This is a genomic window from Amycolatopsis regifaucium, from assembly GCF_001613935.1.
Lineage (GTDB): Bacteria > Actinomycetota > Actinomycetes > Mycobacteriales > Pseudonocardiaceae > Amycolatopsis > Amycolatopsis regifaucium.
The window spans coordinates 517887-535196 of the sequence record NZ_LQCI01000003.1 but is presented as its reverse complement, the minus strand read 5'-3'; the positions used below and the strand labels follow the sequence as shown (position 1 = coordinate 535196).

The window sequence follows — 17310 nt, the reverse complement described above, 5'->3', positions numbered from 1 at the left end:
CTCCGGTGGGCTTTCGGCCGCCCGGAAGGTGTTGGCCGAAAGAGTGGCGTAGGTCGCGTTCGCCTTTGACCCGCACCTCACTCCGGTGGAGGATGCCGGGTGAGCAACCGCTTAGCGCGTGTCTGGATCGAGAACAAGGGAGTGTCGTTCCATGCCCGAAGCCGTCATCGTCTCCATCGCCCGATCCCCGATCGGCCGCGCCGGCAAGGGATCGCTGGTGAGCATGCGCCCGGACGATCTCACCGTGCAGATGGTCCGCGCCGCGCTCGACAAGGTCCCCGAACTCGACCCGACGCAGATCGAAGACCTCATGCTGGGCTGTGGTCTCCCCGGCGGTGAGCAGGGCTTCAACATGGGCCGCGCGGTCGCCGTCGAACTCGGCTACGACCACCTGCCCGGCTGCACCATCACGCGGTACTGCTCTTCCAGCCTGCAGACCACCCGCATGGCGCTGCACGCGATCAAGGCGGGCGAAGGTGACGTGTTCATCTCCGCCGGTGTCGAGACCGTCTCACGCTTCGCCAACGGCAGCTCGGACTCCTGGCCGAACACCCACAACCCGCTCTTCGCCGACGCCGAGGCACGCACCGCGCAGGTGGCCGCCGAAGGCGCCGACAGCTGGACCGACCCGCGGGAGAACGGCGCCCTGCCGGACGTCTACATCGCGATGGGCCAGACCGCCGAGAACCTCGCGCGGCTGAAGAACGTGTCGCGTGAAGAGATGGACGAGTTCGGCGTCCGGTCGCAGAACCTCGCCGAGAAGGCCATCGCGGACGGCTTCTGGGCCAAGGACATCACGCCGGTGACCCTGCCGGACGGCACCGTGGTCTCGAAGGACGACGGCCCGCGCGCCGGCGTCACCCTCGAAGGCGTCTCCGGCCTCAAGCCGGTCTTCCGTCCCGACGGCCGCATCACCGCCGGCAACTGCTGCGCGCTCAACGACGGCGCCGCCGCGATGATCATCATGTCCGACACCAAGGCGAAGGAACTCGGCCTCACGCCGCTCGCCCGCATCGTCTCGACCGGCGTTTCGGGGCTGTCGCCGGAAATCATGGGCTACGGCCCGGTCGAGGCGTCGAAACGAGCGCTCGCGCGCGCCGGGATGTCCATCGACGACATCGACCTCGTCGAGATCAACGAGGCGTTCGCGGCGCAGGTCATCCCGTCCTACAAGGACCTCGGGATCGATCTCGACAAGCTGAACGTCAACGGCGGCGCGATCGCCGTCGGCCACCCGTTCGGCATGACCGGCGCGCGGATCACCTCGACGCTGATCAACTCGCTGCGGCACCACGACAAGCAGTTCGGCCTCGAGACGATGTGCGTCGGCGGCGGACAGGGCATGGCGATGGTGCTGGAGCGCCTCTCCTGACCTCCTGACCTGCAAAAGGGAGCAAAGGTGGCAGGTTCGCGAAGGTCATCGTCAGGCCCTTCGCCGCTGGCTGGAAGTACATGAAGGCCCCCTTCCTTGCTCCTAGCGCAAGGAAGGGGGCCTTCATGTACTTGGGCGGCGCGTGAAGAGCCCCTCGATAACCAAGTGGCAGCAAAGGTCCCTTGCTCCCTTGCGGGCCTAGTGGGTCATGATCGGCGGCGCCGCGGGGACCTCGCCGTCGGCCGCGTCCTCCGGCAGCGCGGGCTTGCTCTTCGGCAGGAACGCGGCCGGGATCAGGCACAGCGCCAGCAGGATCATCGACCACAGGAACGTCGTCGAGAACGAGTCCGCGGCCAATCCCGCGGCCGCCTCGTGCGTGGCCGGGTTCATGATCGCGCCCGTCGCGGCGAGCTGTCCCTGAGCGGTCGGCACGCCGAACTTCCCGGCCAGCTGCGCGGCGAGGATGATCGACAGCACGGCCGCGCCGATCGCTCCGGCGGTCTGCTGGAAGATGTTCGTCGCCGTCGACGCCTTCGCCATGTCTTTCGGCTCGAGCGTCTGCAGCGCGGCCGAGGTGATCGGCATCATCGTCGCGCCCATGCCGAGCCCGATGACGAACAGCGCCGAAAGCAGCAGCCAGTACGGCGTCGTCGCGGTGACCTGGGTGAACGAGATCAGCCCGGCGAGCATCAGCACGAGCCCGGGCAGCACGATCTTCCTGGCGCCGATCTTGTCCGCCAGCCTGCCCGCGATCGGCATCGTCAGCATCGCGCCGAGACCCTGCGGTGCGAGCAACAGCCCCGCGTTCATCGCCGACTCACCGCGGGCGAGCACGAAGTACGTGGGCAGCAACAACATCGCGCCGAAGAACGCGACGCAGAAGAACGTCATCGTCACCATCGCGACGGAGAACGTCCGGTTCTTGAACAGTTTCAGGTCGACCAGCGGGTTCGAAACCCGGTTCGCCCGCACCACGAACGCCACCAGCAACACGACCCCGGCCAGCGCGGGCAGCCAGACGTCCACCGCGCCGACACCACCGGCCGACGGGATGTTCGAAACACCGAAGATCAACGCCGCCAGTCCGGGCGACACCATCAGCATGCCGACGAAGTCGAACCGCTCGCCGGGCTCCGGCCGGTCCTTCGGCAGCAGGCGCCAGGCCAGCAGAATGGTGATCAGGCCGATCGGCACGTTGATGTAGAAGATCCAGCGCCAGCTCACCGCGTCGACCAGCCAGCCGCCGAGGATCGGGCCGCCGATCGGGCCGAGCAGCATCGGCACGCCGAGCACGCCCATCACGCGCCCGATCCGGTGCGGCCCCGCCGTCCTGGTCAGGATCGTCATACCGGCGGGCATCAGCATGCCGCCGCCGAAGCCCTGCAGTACCCGGAAGACGATCAGCGACTCGACGTCCCACGCCATCCCGGTGAGCATCGAGCCGATCAGGAACAGCCCGATCGCCGTCAGGTAGAGCCGTTTGGTGCCGAACCGGTCCGAGGCCCAGCCGGTGATCGGGATGACCGTGGCCAGCGCCAGCATGTAGCCGGTCGCGACCCATTGGATGGTGTCGAACGACGTCTGGAACTCGATGGTCAGCTTCTGGAGCGCGACGTTGACGACCGTCGTGTCGAGGATCGCCATGATCGCGCCGAGAATGACGACGCCGGCGACCTTGAGCACACCGGCGTCGAGTTTGTCTCCGGCGGGCGCGGCCGGACCTTGTGTTGACATGGAAAACCCGTCCCTGGTGATCAGCGGACGCGACGACCCCCGCCGGTCGCGACTGCGAGATTGACGCCCGGCGCCTGCGCCGGGCCTTCCCCATGGCGCTTGTGCACTGATACACAAGCGACAACATGTTGCCGAGGGTAGCCGAACACGGGTTTTACCTGCCAACTTTTTCCCCGTATGCGGGCCGAAAGGGCAAGCCCGCATACGGTTTGTCACACTGGGTGATCAGCAGACGCTGTCTGTCGGAGCCGGGTTGCCGAGTCCGAAAAGCGGTCGCAGCTTGAGGCCGATCCAGGTGCCGCCGAGCGCGAAGACACCCCACAGCCAGCCGTGCAGACTGCCGACCGAGATACCGCCGAGGTAGGCGCCGATGTTGCAGCCGCCCGCCATCCGCGCGCCGACACCCATCAGGATCCCGCCGAGCACCGCGGCGACGGCGGTGCGCCACGGGATCGAACTGTGGATCTTCCACGCGCCCGCCGCCGCGGCGGCGATCCCCGCGCCGATCATGATGCCGATGTCGGTGAGGCTGTTCTTGTCCTTCCAGATCGGCGCCGCCAGCGAAGCCGCGTTCGCCTTGAGACGCCAGAATTCCCATGTCTCCGGGTGCAGCCCGAACACCTGCAGGATCTTGGCGCCCCACAGGCTGAACGCGCTCGTGACACCCCAGATCCCGCCGGAAACCAGGAAGACCGCGCCTGCCAGCACGCCGAGGACGACGGCACCGACGAGGATCGGCCAGGAGCCGCGGAAGATCCGGGCGAACCCGCGCGCGGTCGGCACGACGCCGACCGGCGGCGGGTTGCGGCGCTTCTGCACGAACCGGGTGCCCAGCACGATCGCGACGAGCACGGCGACGGTGATCGCCCACGAACCGAACCAGCCGACGTGGTCGGCGAGCAGGATGCCCTTGAACTCGGGCCAGCCCGAAAGCAGCGGATACGCCCCTGTGTAGAGGACCGAGCCGGTGATGAACCCGCCGAGGGTCAGCACGATCGTCGACTGCCCCGAGCCGACCGCGAACAACGTTCCCGACGCGCACGCGCCACCCAGCTGCATGCCGATGGCGAAGATCGTCGCGCCGACGAACAAGGCGAGTCCCAGCCCACCCGCGGTCGGGTTCGGGGTGCTGCCGAACAGTCCGGAGCCGGTGCCGACGATCAGCGCGATCAAGGTCGCGGCGGTGCCGAGCAACAGCGTGTGCGCCCGCAGGCCCTGACCGTTTCCGACCGCGATCAGCTGGCGCCAGGCCGAAGTGAAGCCGAAGCGGGAGTGGAAGAGCGCGAGCCCGAGCAGAAGCCCGAGGATGAGCAGGACACCGAACTTCGCCCCGTGCGCCGCCCAGACGTACCAGGTCAGGCCGGCGGCGAGCACCCCCGCGACCGCCAGCGGCACGCTCTTGACCGGCTCCTCCGGTCGCGGGACCGGCGCGGCGCAAGAGGTCGGGAAGTCGAGGAGTTTCTTCGCACCGGCTTGGGTTTCTGTCGTCGCCACCAGGACTCCAGGTCGATCGGCGGGGTTGGGGACGAGCAACGTTAGGTCCGGTGACCGTCCGGTCGCAGCCCGTCCCACACTGTGCGACGAACGGAGGCTCACACGCGGCCGGATGGCGGCGGCGACACCAAAGGTCCCTTGCTCCCCGGAGACGCGTGAAGGCCCCCTTCCCGCGGCTGAGCCGAGCGAAGGGGGCCTTCACGCGAAACGTCGGCTACTTGCCGACCTTCAGGCACAAGGTGGTCGGCGGAATCGAGTACGACCGCACGTGCGTCGCTTCGGTGCCTTCACACACGGCCTCGTCCACGACGTCGGCGACCTTGAGCAGCTCCGCGTCCTTGCCGGGGTCGGTGCAGGGCACCTTCTGGTAGCCGGCGGTGGACGAGTTGTAGCCCGTGAGGCAGTCACCCTGCTTGGCGTTCACCGCCAGGCACAACTTGTACGAGATCCGGCCGGACATCGAGATGGTGTCGTAGTCACCCTGCGGGCAGGCCTCGTCGCCACCCACGCGCGCGGCGATCTTGACGTTCGCCTCCTGCGCGCCGCAATCGGCCTTCTTCGGTTCGTCGGCCGTCCTCGTGAATTCGCTCACACTCAAGCACTCACCGGGCTGGGCATTGCCCGTACCGGTGAAGTAGTTGAAAGCGAAGGCGCCGGCACTGAGCACCACGACGACGATCGGGATCGCGAATCTCAGCCAGGCGAACTTGGACCGCTTGGGCGCCACCGGCTGACCGCCGGGAGGCGGACCGAAGGGGTCGGGCTGTCCCACCGGCGTTTGGCCCCCAGGGGCCGGCTGGGAAGTGGTCACCGAGAAACCTCACAGGTGTGAAAGGAATGAGAACCTCGGTATCAAACACTTAGCGTGAGCAGCGCCACCAAGCAGGTCCCCGAAAGAGTGAAATCCCCTGGTCGAGCTCGCTATTTGGTGCTCCTCACGCAGACCGTCGAAGGCGGCGTCGAGTAGCTCTTGAGGTCGGTCGCTTCCGTGTCGTCACAGGTCGCGACGCCGTCGACCACCTTCAAGACCTCCGCGTCCCGTGCGGGATCCGAGCACGGCACCTTCTGATAGGCCACGCTGTCGGCGAGGAAGTTCTCGAGACAGTCGCCCTGCTTGGCGTTGATCATCATGCAGAGCTTGTACGAGGCGAACGTCCTGTCGACGGTGAGCTGGTCGTACTCGCCCGCGGGACACGCCCCGCCTGCCTCGGTCTTCGCCCCGGCCTTGGCGTTGGCCTCGACCGAACCGCAGTCCGCCTTGACGGGGTCTTCGCCGACGTCGCCGAACGTGGTGATCGCGTAGCAGTCGCCTACCCGGACATCGTCCGTGTCGGAGAGATAGCCGAAGATCCACGAAGACGCGCTCAGCACCACGATCGCGACCGGCACCAGAATGCCGACCCAGAACCATTTCGACCGCTTCGGCCTGGGCGGTTCACCACTGTGCTCGGTCATGGGGCCAGCGTATTCGCCATCACGGAAAAGGGCGCCCCGATCGCTCGGAGCGCCCTTTCGCGGAGAAAATCCGGTCAGTCGTTTTGGAAGTACGACAGCAACCGCAGGATCTCGAGGTACAGCCAGACCAGCGTGGTCATCAGGCCGAAGGCGGCGAACCACGCCCACTTCGAAGGCATGCCTTCGCGGATCATCCGGTCGGCCTGGTCGAAGTCGAGCAGGAAGCTGAACGCGGCGACACCGATCACCACGAGGCTGAAGATGATCGCGATCGGCCCGCCGTCACGCAGCGGGTTGAACCCGAAGAAACTCGTGACGAGGTTCACCAGCATCAGGATCGCGACACCGACGACGGCGCCGACGATCCACTTCGTCAGCTTCGGGGTGACCTTGACGGCACCCGTCTTGTAGACGACCAACATCGCGATGAAGACACCGGCGGTACCGACGATCGCCTGCAGCGCGATACCGGGGTACAGCGCTTCGAACAGACCGCTGATCGCGCCGAGGAAGACACCCTCGACGGCCGAGTACGCCAGCGTGAGCGGGCCGCTCGGCTTCTGCTTGAAGATGATGACCAGCGAAATCACGAGGCCGACGATCATCGCGCCGACGAGCGCGCCGATCACGGCACCGGGGATGCCCATGATCTTGCCGGACGCCGACACCGGGATCTGGCTGATCGCCCAGATCGCGGTGAGCACACCGGTCACCAGCGCGGTGCCGAGGCTCAGCGCCGTCTTGATGACGACGTCGTCGACGGTCATCGGACGGTCACCGGCACCGGCGGAAGTCTGCGGAGGGCCGTAGCCGGGGACCCCGCCCTGGGGTTGGTTGAAGCCTACGTTGGGTCCGTACTCCGCCGCGCCACGCGGCAGGTTCCGGAACGCCGGGTTGCTACTGGATCGCACCTGATCCTCCTGGATCTACTGGCACCTGCATCGGGTTCAACGACCGCGCGGGCCGCCCGGTTCCCGTCGAAGTAAAGACGACTTTACTCACATTCGAGGCGAGGCCCATCCCCCACACCGTATGCGGCGGAGATCACCGACCGTTCACCGATACCCCACCTGATGCCCTATTGCCAAAACCACTGATCACACGCGACCCTCCACGTTGCGTGTTCGGATAAACACCGAAGGCGTGTCGGGGAACCTATCGATCGTGTGACCTGCACCGACGTAAAGGCGCCGGGGCAGAGCACGGCCAAAGGAGTCAACACACCATGGGGTGGACCACACGCCCGAGCGTGCGTTCGCGCGCCTTGACCAGCCTGATCGCGACGTGCCTTCTCGGCGCTCTGTCCGCCACCGTCGCGGCGACACCGGCCACGGCCGATCCGAAACAGGGCGTCGGCTACGAGGTCACGCCCGGCCAGCCGTTCGGTGGCCACGCGCAGAAGAGCGACTGGCTCGGTTCCTATGTCGTCAACGGCAAGCACGTGTTCTGTGTGAGCTTCCAGCAGAAGGCGCCGGACACGAACGAGGAGTACAAGCCCGGCGACGAACTGCTGGACAAATGGGGACAGAAGCTGCCTGAGGACATCGCGGCCAACATCTCCTACCTGCTCCTTCGCTACGGCGGAACACAGGACAACGCCGAAGCCGCCGCGCTCGCGCACCTACTCCACTCCTGGACGGCCAAGCCGCGGTCCGACGCCGACACCAATCCGGAAAAGCCTTCGAAGGAGATCGGCTACAAGATCCAAGACCACCTCGACAAGCTGAAGGAGCAGCACCCCGACGCCGCCACGGCCGTCGAGAAACTGACCAAGGACGCCGAGGCCAACCGCGGCCCGTGGACCACCGCGATCGCGCCGCCGAAGGAAGACCAGCACATCGGCACCGCGGGCGAGTGGACGATCAGCGTCAAGAACGCCAGGGGCAAGGGCGTCTCCGGTGTGCCGGTGAAGCTGACGCCGTCGAACGCGACCGTCGACAGTGGCGAGAGCACCAAGCCCGCGTCCACTTCGAACGCGAAGGCCGAGAAAGCCACCACGGTGAAAACCGGCGAAGACGGCACCGTCACGGTCAAGGTGACGCCGACCGGTGAGCAGCCGAAGCTGGCCAGCTCGCTGTCCGCGCCCGCGGACCGGCCATATGTCCAGTTCCCGGTCGAGACCGGCGTGCAGAGGGTCGTTTCGACCGGCGGCGAGAAGGAGCTGAAGGCACAGGGGGTCGCTGTCCTCGCGAAACCGGGCAAAGTGCAGGTGACCAAGGTCGACGCGAAGACCGACAAGGGCATCGCCGGCGCTGTGCTCCGGATCACCGCCAAGGACAAGACGAGCGGCGCCGTCGGCCAAGACGGCAAGCCCCTCAACGGCGCCGACGGCAAGCCCGCCGTCGTCACCACCGAAGGCGAGAACGGCACCGTCACCGTCGAGAACCTGCAGGCCCCGCAGGAGATCTGCGTGGTCGAGGTCAGCGCGCCGCCGGGTTACACCAACGCGTTCGATCCGAAGAATCCGCCGTCCGCCTGCGGCGAGCTCAAGCCGGGTGAGACGCTGGCGCTCAAGGTCGCCAACACGCCCAACGAGGTACCGCGCACCATTCCCGCCGGCGACCGGCCGGTGGCGATGATGCAGGGCACCGTCGAGAACTCGGCGTCGACCGCCGGGATCCTCGGCCTCGGCGCGCTCGCGCTGCTCGGTTCGCTGATGGTGGGCGTGGCCGCTCGGCGGTCTTCGCGACGCTAAAGAGGATTCGAGAATGTCAGTACGACGCGGGTTCGCGCTGGGAGCCGTCACGGTCCTGTGCGCGGACCTCGTCGCGGCCTTGACCATCTGGCCGCCCACGACCGTGGTGGCGGGGACGGCTCAGCCCGTCTCCGCCACCGTCGCGGGCGGCGCACCGGCCGCGCCCGCGCAGCAGGACGTCGCGCCTCCGCCGGAGATCGTCCCCACGACGCCGCCACCCACACCGACGCCACAGCCTGAGCAAGCGCCCGTCTCCGCCCCGCCGCAGGGTCCCGGGACGATCCGGCTGCCTGCCGGCGGGGGCGCGAAGCTGATCCGCAAGGACCTCGGGCCGGGCGCGGAACTTCCGGTGCCGGAGAACCTCGACGAGGTGACCTGGTGGGGCGCCGAACTGAGTTCGGCGACCGGCGCGAGCGTGTTCGCCGGGCATGTGAACTGGAAGGGCGCGACGGGGCCGTTCGCGGAACTGTGGAACGACCGGATCGGCGGTGACGTCACCGTGGTCGACAAGGCCGGGAAGTCTTGGCGGTACAAGGTTTCCCAGCTGATCACGCTGAAGAAGAACGAACTGCCGCAGCGGGCGGACGAGCTGTTCGGCCAGTCCGGTCGACATCGGATAGTCCTCGTCACCTGCGGCGGCCGCTGGATCGGCGGAGAGACCGGCTACGCCGAGAACCGGGTCGTCATCGCCGACCCGGCCTAGTTACCCGTTAGTAACTTCATCCGTGTCATGGTGGTCAGCGATGTCCTCATGCAGCAGAATGCCGGGTGGACGCGGGTGAGCACGGTGAAGGGTGAAGCAGATGGCGACTTTTCTGGTGACCGGGGCGACCGGACTGATCGGGCGCCAGTTCACCCGGCTGCTGCTCACCAGAGAGGACGTCGACCAGGTCGCGCTCGTCGTCCGCCCGTCCTCACAGGACAAACTCGCGAAACTCGTGAACGGCTGGCCGCATCCGGAGCGGGTCACCCTCGTCACCGGTGATCTCGGCGAGCCGCTGCTCGGCGTCAGCGAAGAGGATCGAGAGAAGCTTCGCGGTGTCGATCACGTCGTCCACCTCGCCGCCCTGTACGACCTCACCGCCGACGACGAAGCCAGCATCAAGGCCAACGTCGAGGGCACCGCGCAGGTGATCGCGCTCGCCGCCGACCTGAACGCCGGCTGCCTGCACCACGTGTCGTCGGTCGCCGTCGCCGGTGACCACGAGGGCATGTTCACCGAGGAGATGTTCGACGTCGGCCAGCGGCTCGTCACGCCGTACCACCGCACGAAGTTCGAGGCGGAACGTCTCGTGCGCGAACAGCAGGACGTGCCGTGGCGGGTGTACCGGCCCGCGGTCGTGGTCGGGAACTCCCAGACCGGCGAGATGGACAAGATCGATGGCCCGTACTACCTGTTCCCCGCGATCAGCAGGCTGGCCGGGCTGCCCGACCTGCCGATCGTCGGCCCCGACCTCGGCGACACCAACGTCGTCCCGGTCGACTACGTCGCCGAGTCACTGCTCGCGCTGGTCACCACGAAGGGGCTCGACGGACGCGCGTTCCACCTGGTCAACCCGGAGCCGCAGCCGGTCGTATCGGTGTACAACGCCTTCGCGAAGGCCGCGGGCGCGCCGACGATCTCCGTGCAACTCAACGACCGCTTGTCCAAGGGCATCGTCAACCTGGTGAAGCTGAGCGAGCACATCCCCGGCTTCACGATCGCTCGCGACGCCGTGCTGGAGCGGCTCGGCATCCCGCCGGTACTGCTGGAGACCATGGCGTTCCCATCGGTGTTCTCGTCGGCGTCGACACGCAAGGCGCTCATCGGCTCGGGTGTCGAAGTGCCCCGGATCGAGGAGTACGCGCCCACTCTGTGGCGCTACTGGCGCGAGCACCTGGACCCGTTCCGCGCCCGTAAGCACGGCCCTCGCGGCGAACTGGACGGCCGCCGCGTGATCATCACCGGCGCGTCGTCGGGCATCGGCAGGGCGACCGCGATCAAGGTCGCGGCGGCGGGCGGCGTGCCCCTGCTGGTGGCGCGGCGCCAGCACGAACTCGAAGAAGTGCGGGACGAGATCATCGCCGCGGGCGGCACGGCGTCGGTGTACCCGGCCGACCTGACCGACGAGGAATCGGTGCTCAAGGCCGTCGACGCGATGCTCGCCGAGCACGGCCGGATCGACATGCTCGTGAACAACGCGGGTCGTTCGATCCGTCGGTCGATCAAGCTCTCCTACGACCGGTTCCACGATTACGAACGCGCGATGGCGATCAACTACTTCGGCGCGGTGCGCCTGATCCTCGCGGTACTGCCGCACATGTCCGAGCGGAAATTCGGGCATATCGTCAATGTCTCGTCGATCGGTGTGCAGGGAATCGCGCCGCGCTTTTCGGCGTACGCGGCGTCGAAGGCCGCTTTGGACTATTTCTCCAGGATCGCCGCGACCGAGACCCACGGGGACGGAATCACCTTCACGACCATCCACATGCCACTCGTGCGGACCCCGATGATCCGGCCGACGAAGATTTACGACGCGTTTCCGACGAAGTCCCCGGACCAGGCGGCGGACATGGTGATGAAGGCGCTGAAGGAGCGTCCGAAGCACATCGGCACGCCCGCCGGACAGGCGATCGGGCTCGCCTACACCCTTACGCCCGGACTCACGGATGCCGTGGCCTACCAAGGATTCCAGGTGTTCCCGGACTCCGCGGCCGCGGGCGGCGGTGGCGGACTGAAAATCGGGAAGGGCGAGCAGCATCTGTCCCGTGCGGCGGTCGCGCTCGCCCGGCTCAGCCGCGGGTTCCATTGGTGACACTGCGCACACGGGTGGCGGCCGTTCAGGTGAGGGATCGCAGCTGAGAGCCGACACACGTCGGTGAATCACGAAGCCTGACAACGGCGACGCCGGGTACGCAGGTACCGTCGTGACCATGGTTCCCGAGCGAGACAACGGCCTGTTGCCCCTGCGGCGCGAGTACACCCAGGCCTGGCACGGCTTCGACCGGAACGAAGTGCGCCAGTATCTGGATCATCTCGAAGCCCAGCTGCATCGCATGATGACCGACCGCGACGCCGCGATCGCCCAGGCGACGTCGGCCTCGCGCGAACTCGAAACCTTGCGCCACGAGGTGGCGAAGCTCAACGCCCGCATCGAGGAGCTGAAGAAGCCGCCGGAGCGGCTCGAAGACCTCGACGAGCGGATGCAACGCACCGTGACGCTCGCGCAGGCGCGCGCGGACGAGATCACGAAGCGTGCCGAGGTCGCCGCCGAAAAGCACTGGGCATCCTCGACCGAGGCTTCGAAGAAGCTCCGTGAGCGCTACTCGCGCCTTGTCGCCGAACTGGACAAGCAGGCGGACGCGCTGCACTCCGAGCACGAAGCCGCGCTCGCCGAGACGCGGGCCGAGGTCCAGCGGCTGACCGTCGAGGCCGCCCAGCGCCGGGAACTGCTGGACAACGAGGCCGAGCGCAAGCGCCGGAAGATCGAACGCGAATTCGATCAGACGATCGCGGCTCAGCGCGCGGCGCACGAGAAGCACATCACCGACCAGCAGACGGCCAGCAAGAACCAGGCCGAACGCCGGATCGCGGAGGCCACCGCGGAGGCGAAGCGCCGCATCGACGAGGCGACGGCCGAGGCCAAGCGCCGGCTCGACGAGGCCACGACGGCGGCCGCCCAGCGCACGACCGCCGCCCAGCGGAAGGTCGAGCGGCTCGCGGAGATCCGCGAGCAGGCCCGCAAGAGCCTGCAGCAGGCCGACGAGGTCCTGAAGGGCAGCGAGGCGATGCTCGCCGCCCTGCCCGAGGAGTCGGTGATCCCGCACGCTTCGAAGCTCGTCGGTGGCGACAGCAAGGCCGAAGAGACGAAGCCGGCGGGCAAGCCCGCCGAGCCACCCGCGTCGAAGGCCGCCGCCCCGGCCAAGCCCGCTGCCGCCAAGCCCGCTTCTTCGGCGCCTGCCGCCGCTGCGCCGAAGAACGGGCAGAACGCCCCGAAGGGCAACGGACAGAAGCCGTCGCCCGCCAAAACCGGCTCCTGACCAGCAGAAAGTAGCAAGGGACCTTTGCTGTCGCTCTCCGGAAGAGAGTGATAGCAAAGGTCCCTTGCTCTCTTTTGGAGATCAGGTGGCGGTGGTGCGTGGCCAGGGATTGGCCGCTTCCAGCTGGGCGGCGAGGCCGAGGAGGAGTGCTTCCCCACCGGGTGCCGCGACGAGCTGAACGCCGGCCGGAACCCCCGAAGGGTGCACGCCGATCGGAACCGACATCGCCGGGTAGCCCGCGAGATTCCAGAAACCGGCGAAACCCGCGACGCGCACGGACGGCAGCACGTTCGTGATCCATCGGCTTTCATGCCACGTGCGAGCCTTGAGCGGGAGTGTCGCGAGCATCGGCGTGACCAGCACGTCATGCTCGGTGAAGAACTCTTCGGCACGCTCCAGCCAGCGCTCGCGGGTGCTGTCCCGGACTCGCGTCGCCAAGAGGCGACCGAGCCGGACGTGCGTCCGCGTCCGAGGTTGGAGTGCGCCGAGGTCGAACCCGGCCGCCTGTTCGGCCGGGCCCGCCACCCAGCGCGCGAAGAGGCCGCCGACGGCTCCGGCGCTGTACCGGGGCGTTCCGGGCGCGACCGTGTGCCCCGCCGCGCGCAACAGCTCTCCGGCTCGTGCGACGGCTCGACCGAACGCGCGCGGCAAGGGCGCCCTGGTCAACGGGACCTGAGTCGACAGGGCGATGCGGGACGGCTTCGGGTCGGCGAGTTTCGCCAGGCCGGGTTGTTCGGCGAGGACCGACATCAGCACGGCCGCGTCGGCCACGGTGGTCGTCATCGGGCCGTGCGTGGACAGTCCGAACCAGCCGTTCTCCCCCGGTATGCGGACCACGTCCTTACCCGGTTTGAGACCGACGATCCCGCACATCGCGGACGGTAGCCGGATCGAGCCCAAGCCGTCCGTACCGTGCGCGATGGGCACCAGCCCGGCGGCCACAGCCGCGGCACTCCCACCCGACGAACCACCCGCCGCGTAGGACGGGTTGCGCGGATTACGCGCCGTCCCGTCCGGACCGTCGCTCGACGGCCAAACGCACAGCTCCGGCACCCGGGTCAGGCCGACGATCACCGCACCGGCCGCGCGCAGCCGTCGCGCGATCTCGCCGTCCTCTGTGGACACCGTGGAGGAACCCGCGCGCGACCCCCACGAGGCGTACTCGCCCTCGACCGAAGTGACGTCCTTGACCGCGACCGGCACTCCCGCCAGTGGCAGGTCGGCCAGGTCCGCGCGTTCGGCGACGGCCGCGGCCTCGGCAAGCGCCTCCTCGGTCCGGACCCGGCGGAAGGCACCGACCACTCCGTCCGCCGCGGCGATCCGTGCCAACGCCTCGCGGGTCACCTGGACCGGGTCGAGATCCTTGGCACGCACAGCTGCCGCGATTTCCACTGCCGTCTTGACCATTCCCGCACTGTAGAACGGACGGCGGAGATCAGCTGCGCGCTGAACAGGCGAACTTCGCCGAGTCCGGTTCGAACGCCGGGAAGTCGGTGTAGCCGTCGAGTCGGGCGCCGTAGTAGACGTCGTGATCCGCTTGGGCGAGTGGGGCACCGAGCGCGAACCGGACGGGCAGGTCCGGGTTCGCGATGAACAGCCTCCCGAAGGCGACCACGTCGGCCAATCCGGCCTCGATCAAGGACTCACCCTCCCTTTGTGAGGTCGGCTCCTCGGAACGCAGGTTCGCGATGAGCACTCCCGGCCACAGTGGCCGCAGGTAGGCCAGCGCCTCGGCCTCCGGGGTGTCGATGACGTGCAGGTACGCGAGCTCGTACCGGCGAAGTTCCGCGAGCAGTCGTGAGTACACCTCCTTCCAATCGTCTTCCACGATGTCGTTCTCCGGGTTGCCCGGTGAAATCCGCAGGGCGACCTTGGCCACGCCGATCTGTGCGGCCACGGCCTCGACCACCTCGAGCGGAAACCTGAGCCGGGCCGCGACAGAACCGCCGTACCGGTCCTGTCGGCGGTTGGTGTTGTCGGCGAGGAACTCCTGAAGGAGATAACCGTTGGCACCGTGGAGTTCCACGCCGTCGAACCCGGCTTCGACGGCCCGGCGTGCCGCCGTGGCGAAGTCCTGGACGACACCGCCGATCTCATCTTCACGGAGTTCGCGGGGCTCGACCGTGTCCACCCAGCTGTCGGCCACGAAGATCCGCCCGGCCTGCCGGACCGCCGAGGGCGCCACCGGTGTCCGGCCCATCACGTCCGGGTGGCTGACCCGGCCCGCGTGCCACAGCTGCGCGAAAATCCGACCGCCTTTCTCATGGACGGCCTCCGTCACCGCCCGCCAGGCCGCGACCTGCTGTTCCGTCACCAGCCCCGGGATACCAGGGCCGCTCTTGCCGGTCTGAGTGACCCAAACACCTTCACTCACGATCAAGCCCGCGCACGCGCGTTGCGCGTAGTACTCGGCCGTCAGCGGATGTGGCACACCTGTCTTGTCGTCGGCACGCCCCCGGGTCATCGGGGCCATCGCGACGCGGTTCGGCAACTGGATCGCAGTGCTGTGAAATGGTTCGAGCAACGTCATGAACGCGAAGCTAAACCCTGACACCGGCGTCACGGTCAACGTCGGTTTCCGCGGCTAATGTGGATTCATGCGGATCGGCGAACTGGCGGAACGGACCGGGGTGAGTGTGCGGTCCTTGCGTTACTACGAAGCGGAAGGGCTACTGAGCCCCGATCGATGTGTCAACGGCTACCGGACCTTCACCGAAGACGACGTCGCCCGGGTTCTGCAGATTCAACTCTTCTATTCGGCCGGGTTGTGCAGTGGCAAGATCGCGGAACTCCTTCCCTGTGTTTCCGGGGACGACACACACTTGGTGCCTTCACCGGGGATGACCGACGAACTCGAGATCGCCAAAACTCGGATCCAGAACCAGATTTCGTTGCTCACCTCCTCTCTGTCGGTTCTGGAGCGTGTCCTGGCCGCGGCCAAGGGGACCGACACCGCCGAGGTACCGGTTCCTTCCCGGCCCGTACGGCGGCATCGGGGCATGCACGTCTAACCACGTCCGGTGCGTACTAGGCGTTCGGGTCTCGGCCCATCAGCCCGAGCAGCCTGTCCTGCAAGGGCGCGTCGTCGGGCACCTTCACCTCCGGACCTAAGACGACGATTCCGGGCCCGAAGGCGCCAGGAATCCTCATTTCCTCGGGGATCCCCTCGGCGTCCGGCAACATCCGGGCCACCTCCTCGGGGTCGATCGTGTCGTCCTGACCGGTAGCCCTGGCCAGATCCCAGCCGTGGACAACCATGTCGGCACTGACGACCCGATCGATGTGCTGTTCGGCGGTCATCTTCCCCGTCGGGGTCTCGTGTTCCGTAACAGCGAGCACAGGATCGGCGAGGACGGCTTCGATATCCGCCCTTGCCGCCCGGAACGCTCCGAGTGGGTCCTTCTGGAGCGAGGGCGCTGGGCCGAGAGCACGTCCGAAGGGACGCAGCATCACGCCGTGCATGTCGACGATGTGCCCGACGACGTCCCTGGCGTTCCACTCTTCACACGGCGACCGGTTCTCCCACTGATCGGCTTTCACGGCCGCGACCTTGCTCTCGAAAGCGTCGGCCCGGACGCGGTAGCGGTCCGCGATGGTGCTCATCGTGTGCACGCCCCCGCCGGGACGGCCAAGGCTTCGGCCAGCTTGTCGAACCCTTCGCCGACGCCTCGCTCCATTCCGGATTCGAGCACCGCGTCCCGGATCCGTTTCGAGCCATACTTCAACACCTGCGTCAGGGTGGTCACGCCACCTTGTTCGACCAGGCTCAGCGTCGCCAGGGCTTGACCTTCCGAAGCGTCACAGTCGTCGTTCGTCTCCAGGGAGACGAGCCTTTCCGGACGGCGGATCTCCTGGTAGACGCCCTGCAGGAGCATCTCCCTCCCGTCACCGTGGCGCAGCCGGTAACGCCATCTGCCGCCGACCCGCAGGTCGATCTCACACTCGCTGACTTCCCAATCACGCGGGCCGAACCAGCGGCGTACCAGTTCCGCTTTGGTCCACGCGTCGAACACCAGCGCCCTCGGCGCGTTGAAGGACCTCGTCATGACGATCTCCAGATCGCCGGATTTCACCACGCTGAGAGTGCGTCCCATCGTGCTGTTCCTTTCCGCTCGTGCGGTGGTCAGTCGGTCTCGTCCCGGTGCTCCGGGTGCCGCAGCTCCTCATCGAGGACGAGGTCCAGTTGCGAGAAGGCTTCGTCCCAGTGGCGGCGGTAGCCACCGAGCCATTCGTTCGCGTTCTTCAACGGCTCGGCCACCAGTCGGCAGGGGCGGCGCTGGGCGTCACGGCCTCGCGCCACCAGTCCCGCCCGCTCCAGCACCTTCAGATGCTTGGAGATGGCGGGCTGGCTCATCGCGAACGGCTCGGCCAGCTCCGTCACCGTGGCTTCGCCGCGCGCGAGCCGCGCGAGGATCGCGCGGCGGGTGGGGTCCGCGAGCGCCGCGAAAGTGACATCGAGCAGATCCTGTGCCACGGTCGCCCGCCTTTCCGTTCTCACGAGTTCGAGTTCTCACGATCGGTCTTCACGACGTCCGTGCCG

16 protein-coding genes are annotated in these 17310 nt (G+C 67.5%); 6 read left to right on the top strand and 10 right to left on the bottom strand.

The genetic code is table 11. The annotated features are described in order from the left end of the window. Positions 1–151: 151 nt before the first annotated feature. Positions 152–1372 (top strand): acetyl-CoA C-acetyltransferase, encoded by a 1221-nt coding sequence (locus tag AVL48_RS06350; protein WP_061986172.1) that lies wholly within the window; start codon positions 152–154, stop codon positions 1370–1372. Positions 1373–1570: 198 nt separating this feature from the next. Here AVL48_RS06350 and AVL48_RS06345 read toward each other — a convergent pair whose 3' ends face one another. From AVL48_RS06345 to AVL48_RS06325, 5 genes are all read right to left on the bottom strand, one after another. Then, complete coding sequence (locus AVL48_RS06345; RefSeq protein WP_061986174.1) at positions 1571–3106, bottom strand: DHA2 family efflux MFS transporter permease subunit; 1536 nt, start codon at positions 3104–3106, stop codon at positions 1571–1573. 225 nt (positions 3107–3331) lie between these two features. Then, a complete protein-coding gene (locus tag AVL48_RS06340; RefSeq protein WP_061986176.1) occupies positions 3332–4600 on the bottom strand; it encodes a YeeE/YedE family protein in 1269 nt (422 codons plus the stop codon). Between the two features lie 214 nt (positions 4601–4814). Continuing rightward, positions 4815–5411: an LppU/SCO3897 family protein gene (locus AVL48_RS06335; protein ID WP_244162417.1), complete on the bottom strand. Its 597-nt coding sequence runs from the start codon at positions 5409–5411 to the stop codon at positions 4815–4817. A 110-nt stretch (positions 5412–5521) separates the two neighbouring features. Continuing rightward, entirely contained in the window at positions 5522–6055 is a 534-nt protein-coding gene (locus AVL48_RS06330; protein WP_061986180.1) for an LppU/SCO3897 family protein, read from the bottom strand. A 74-nt stretch (positions 6056–6129) separates the two neighbouring features. Next, entirely contained in the window at positions 6130–6966 is an 837-nt protein-coding gene (locus AVL48_RS06325) for a Bax inhibitor-1/YccA family protein (RefSeq protein WP_061986182.1), read from the bottom strand. Between the two features lie 314 nt (positions 6967–7280). Here AVL48_RS06325 and AVL48_RS06320 point away from each other — a divergent pair, with 314 nt between their 5' ends. The 4 genes from AVL48_RS06320 (at position 7281) to AVL48_RS06305 (ending at position 12770) form a co-directional block, all read left to right on the top strand. Then, positions 7281–8750, top strand: coding sequence for a SpaA isopeptide-forming pilin-related protein (locus AVL48_RS06320; RefSeq protein ID WP_061986184.1), 1470 nt, complete (start codon positions 7281–7283; stop codon positions 8748–8750). A gap of 13 nt (positions 8751–8763) precedes the next feature. Continuing rightward, on the top strand, positions 8764–9453 hold the full coding sequence (locus AVL48_RS06315; RefSeq protein WP_061986186.1) for a class F sortase: 690 nt from the start codon (positions 8764–8766) through the stop codon (positions 9451–9453). Between the two features lie 100 nt (positions 9454–9553). Further along, a complete protein-coding gene (locus AVL48_RS06310) occupies positions 9554–11545 on the top strand; it encodes an SDR family oxidoreductase (protein WP_061986188.1) in 1992 nt (663 codons plus the stop codon). Between the two features lie 118 nt (positions 11546–11663). After that, positions 11664–12770, top strand: coding sequence for a coiled-coil domain-containing protein (locus AVL48_RS06305; RefSeq protein ID WP_061986358.1), 1107 nt, complete (start codon positions 11664–11666; stop codon positions 12768–12770). 81 nt (positions 12771–12851) lie between these two features. Here the strand turns inward: AVL48_RS06305 and AVL48_RS06300 are convergent, their stop codons facing one another. Both AVL48_RS06300 and AVL48_RS06295 read right to left on the bottom strand, forming a co-directional pair. Then, complete coding sequence (locus tag AVL48_RS06300; protein ID WP_061986190.1) at positions 12852–14177, bottom strand: amidase; 1326 nt, start codon at positions 14175–14177, stop codon at positions 12852–12854. Positions 14178–14205: 28 nt separating this feature from the next. After that, complete coding sequence (locus AVL48_RS06295) at positions 14206–15300, bottom strand: alkene reductase (RefSeq protein ID WP_061986192.1); 1095 nt, start codon at positions 15298–15300, stop codon at positions 14206–14208. 67 nt (positions 15301–15367) lie between these two features. Between AVL48_RS06295 and AVL48_RS06290 the strand changes: the two genes are divergently transcribed. Next, positions 15368–15781: a MerR family transcriptional regulator gene (locus AVL48_RS06290; RefSeq protein ID WP_061986194.1), complete on the top strand. Its 414-nt coding sequence runs from the start codon at positions 15368–15370 to the stop codon at positions 15779–15781. Between the two features lie 16 nt (positions 15782–15797). Here AVL48_RS06290 and AVL48_RS06285 read toward each other — a convergent pair whose 3' ends face one another. From AVL48_RS06285 to AVL48_RS06275, 3 genes are read right to left on the bottom strand one after another with little or no spacing between them, the layout of a single operon-like run. Further along, positions 15798–16373 (bottom strand): TIGR03086 family metal-binding protein, encoded by a 576-nt coding sequence (locus AVL48_RS06285; RefSeq protein WP_061986196.1) that lies wholly within the window; start codon positions 16371–16373, stop codon positions 15798–15800. Continuing rightward, entirely contained in the window at positions 16370–16864 is a 495-nt protein-coding gene (locus AVL48_RS06280) for an SRPBCC family protein (RefSeq protein ID WP_061986198.1), read from the bottom strand. Before AVL48_RS06280 ends, AVL48_RS06285 begins: the two co-directional genes overlap by 4 nt. Before the next feature lie 29 nt (positions 16865–16893). Beyond that, complete coding sequence (locus AVL48_RS06275; RefSeq protein WP_061986200.1) at positions 16894–17244, bottom strand: ArsR/SmtB family transcription factor; 351 nt, start codon at positions 17242–17244, stop codon at positions 16894–16896. Positions 17245–17310 lie beyond the last annotated feature (66 nt).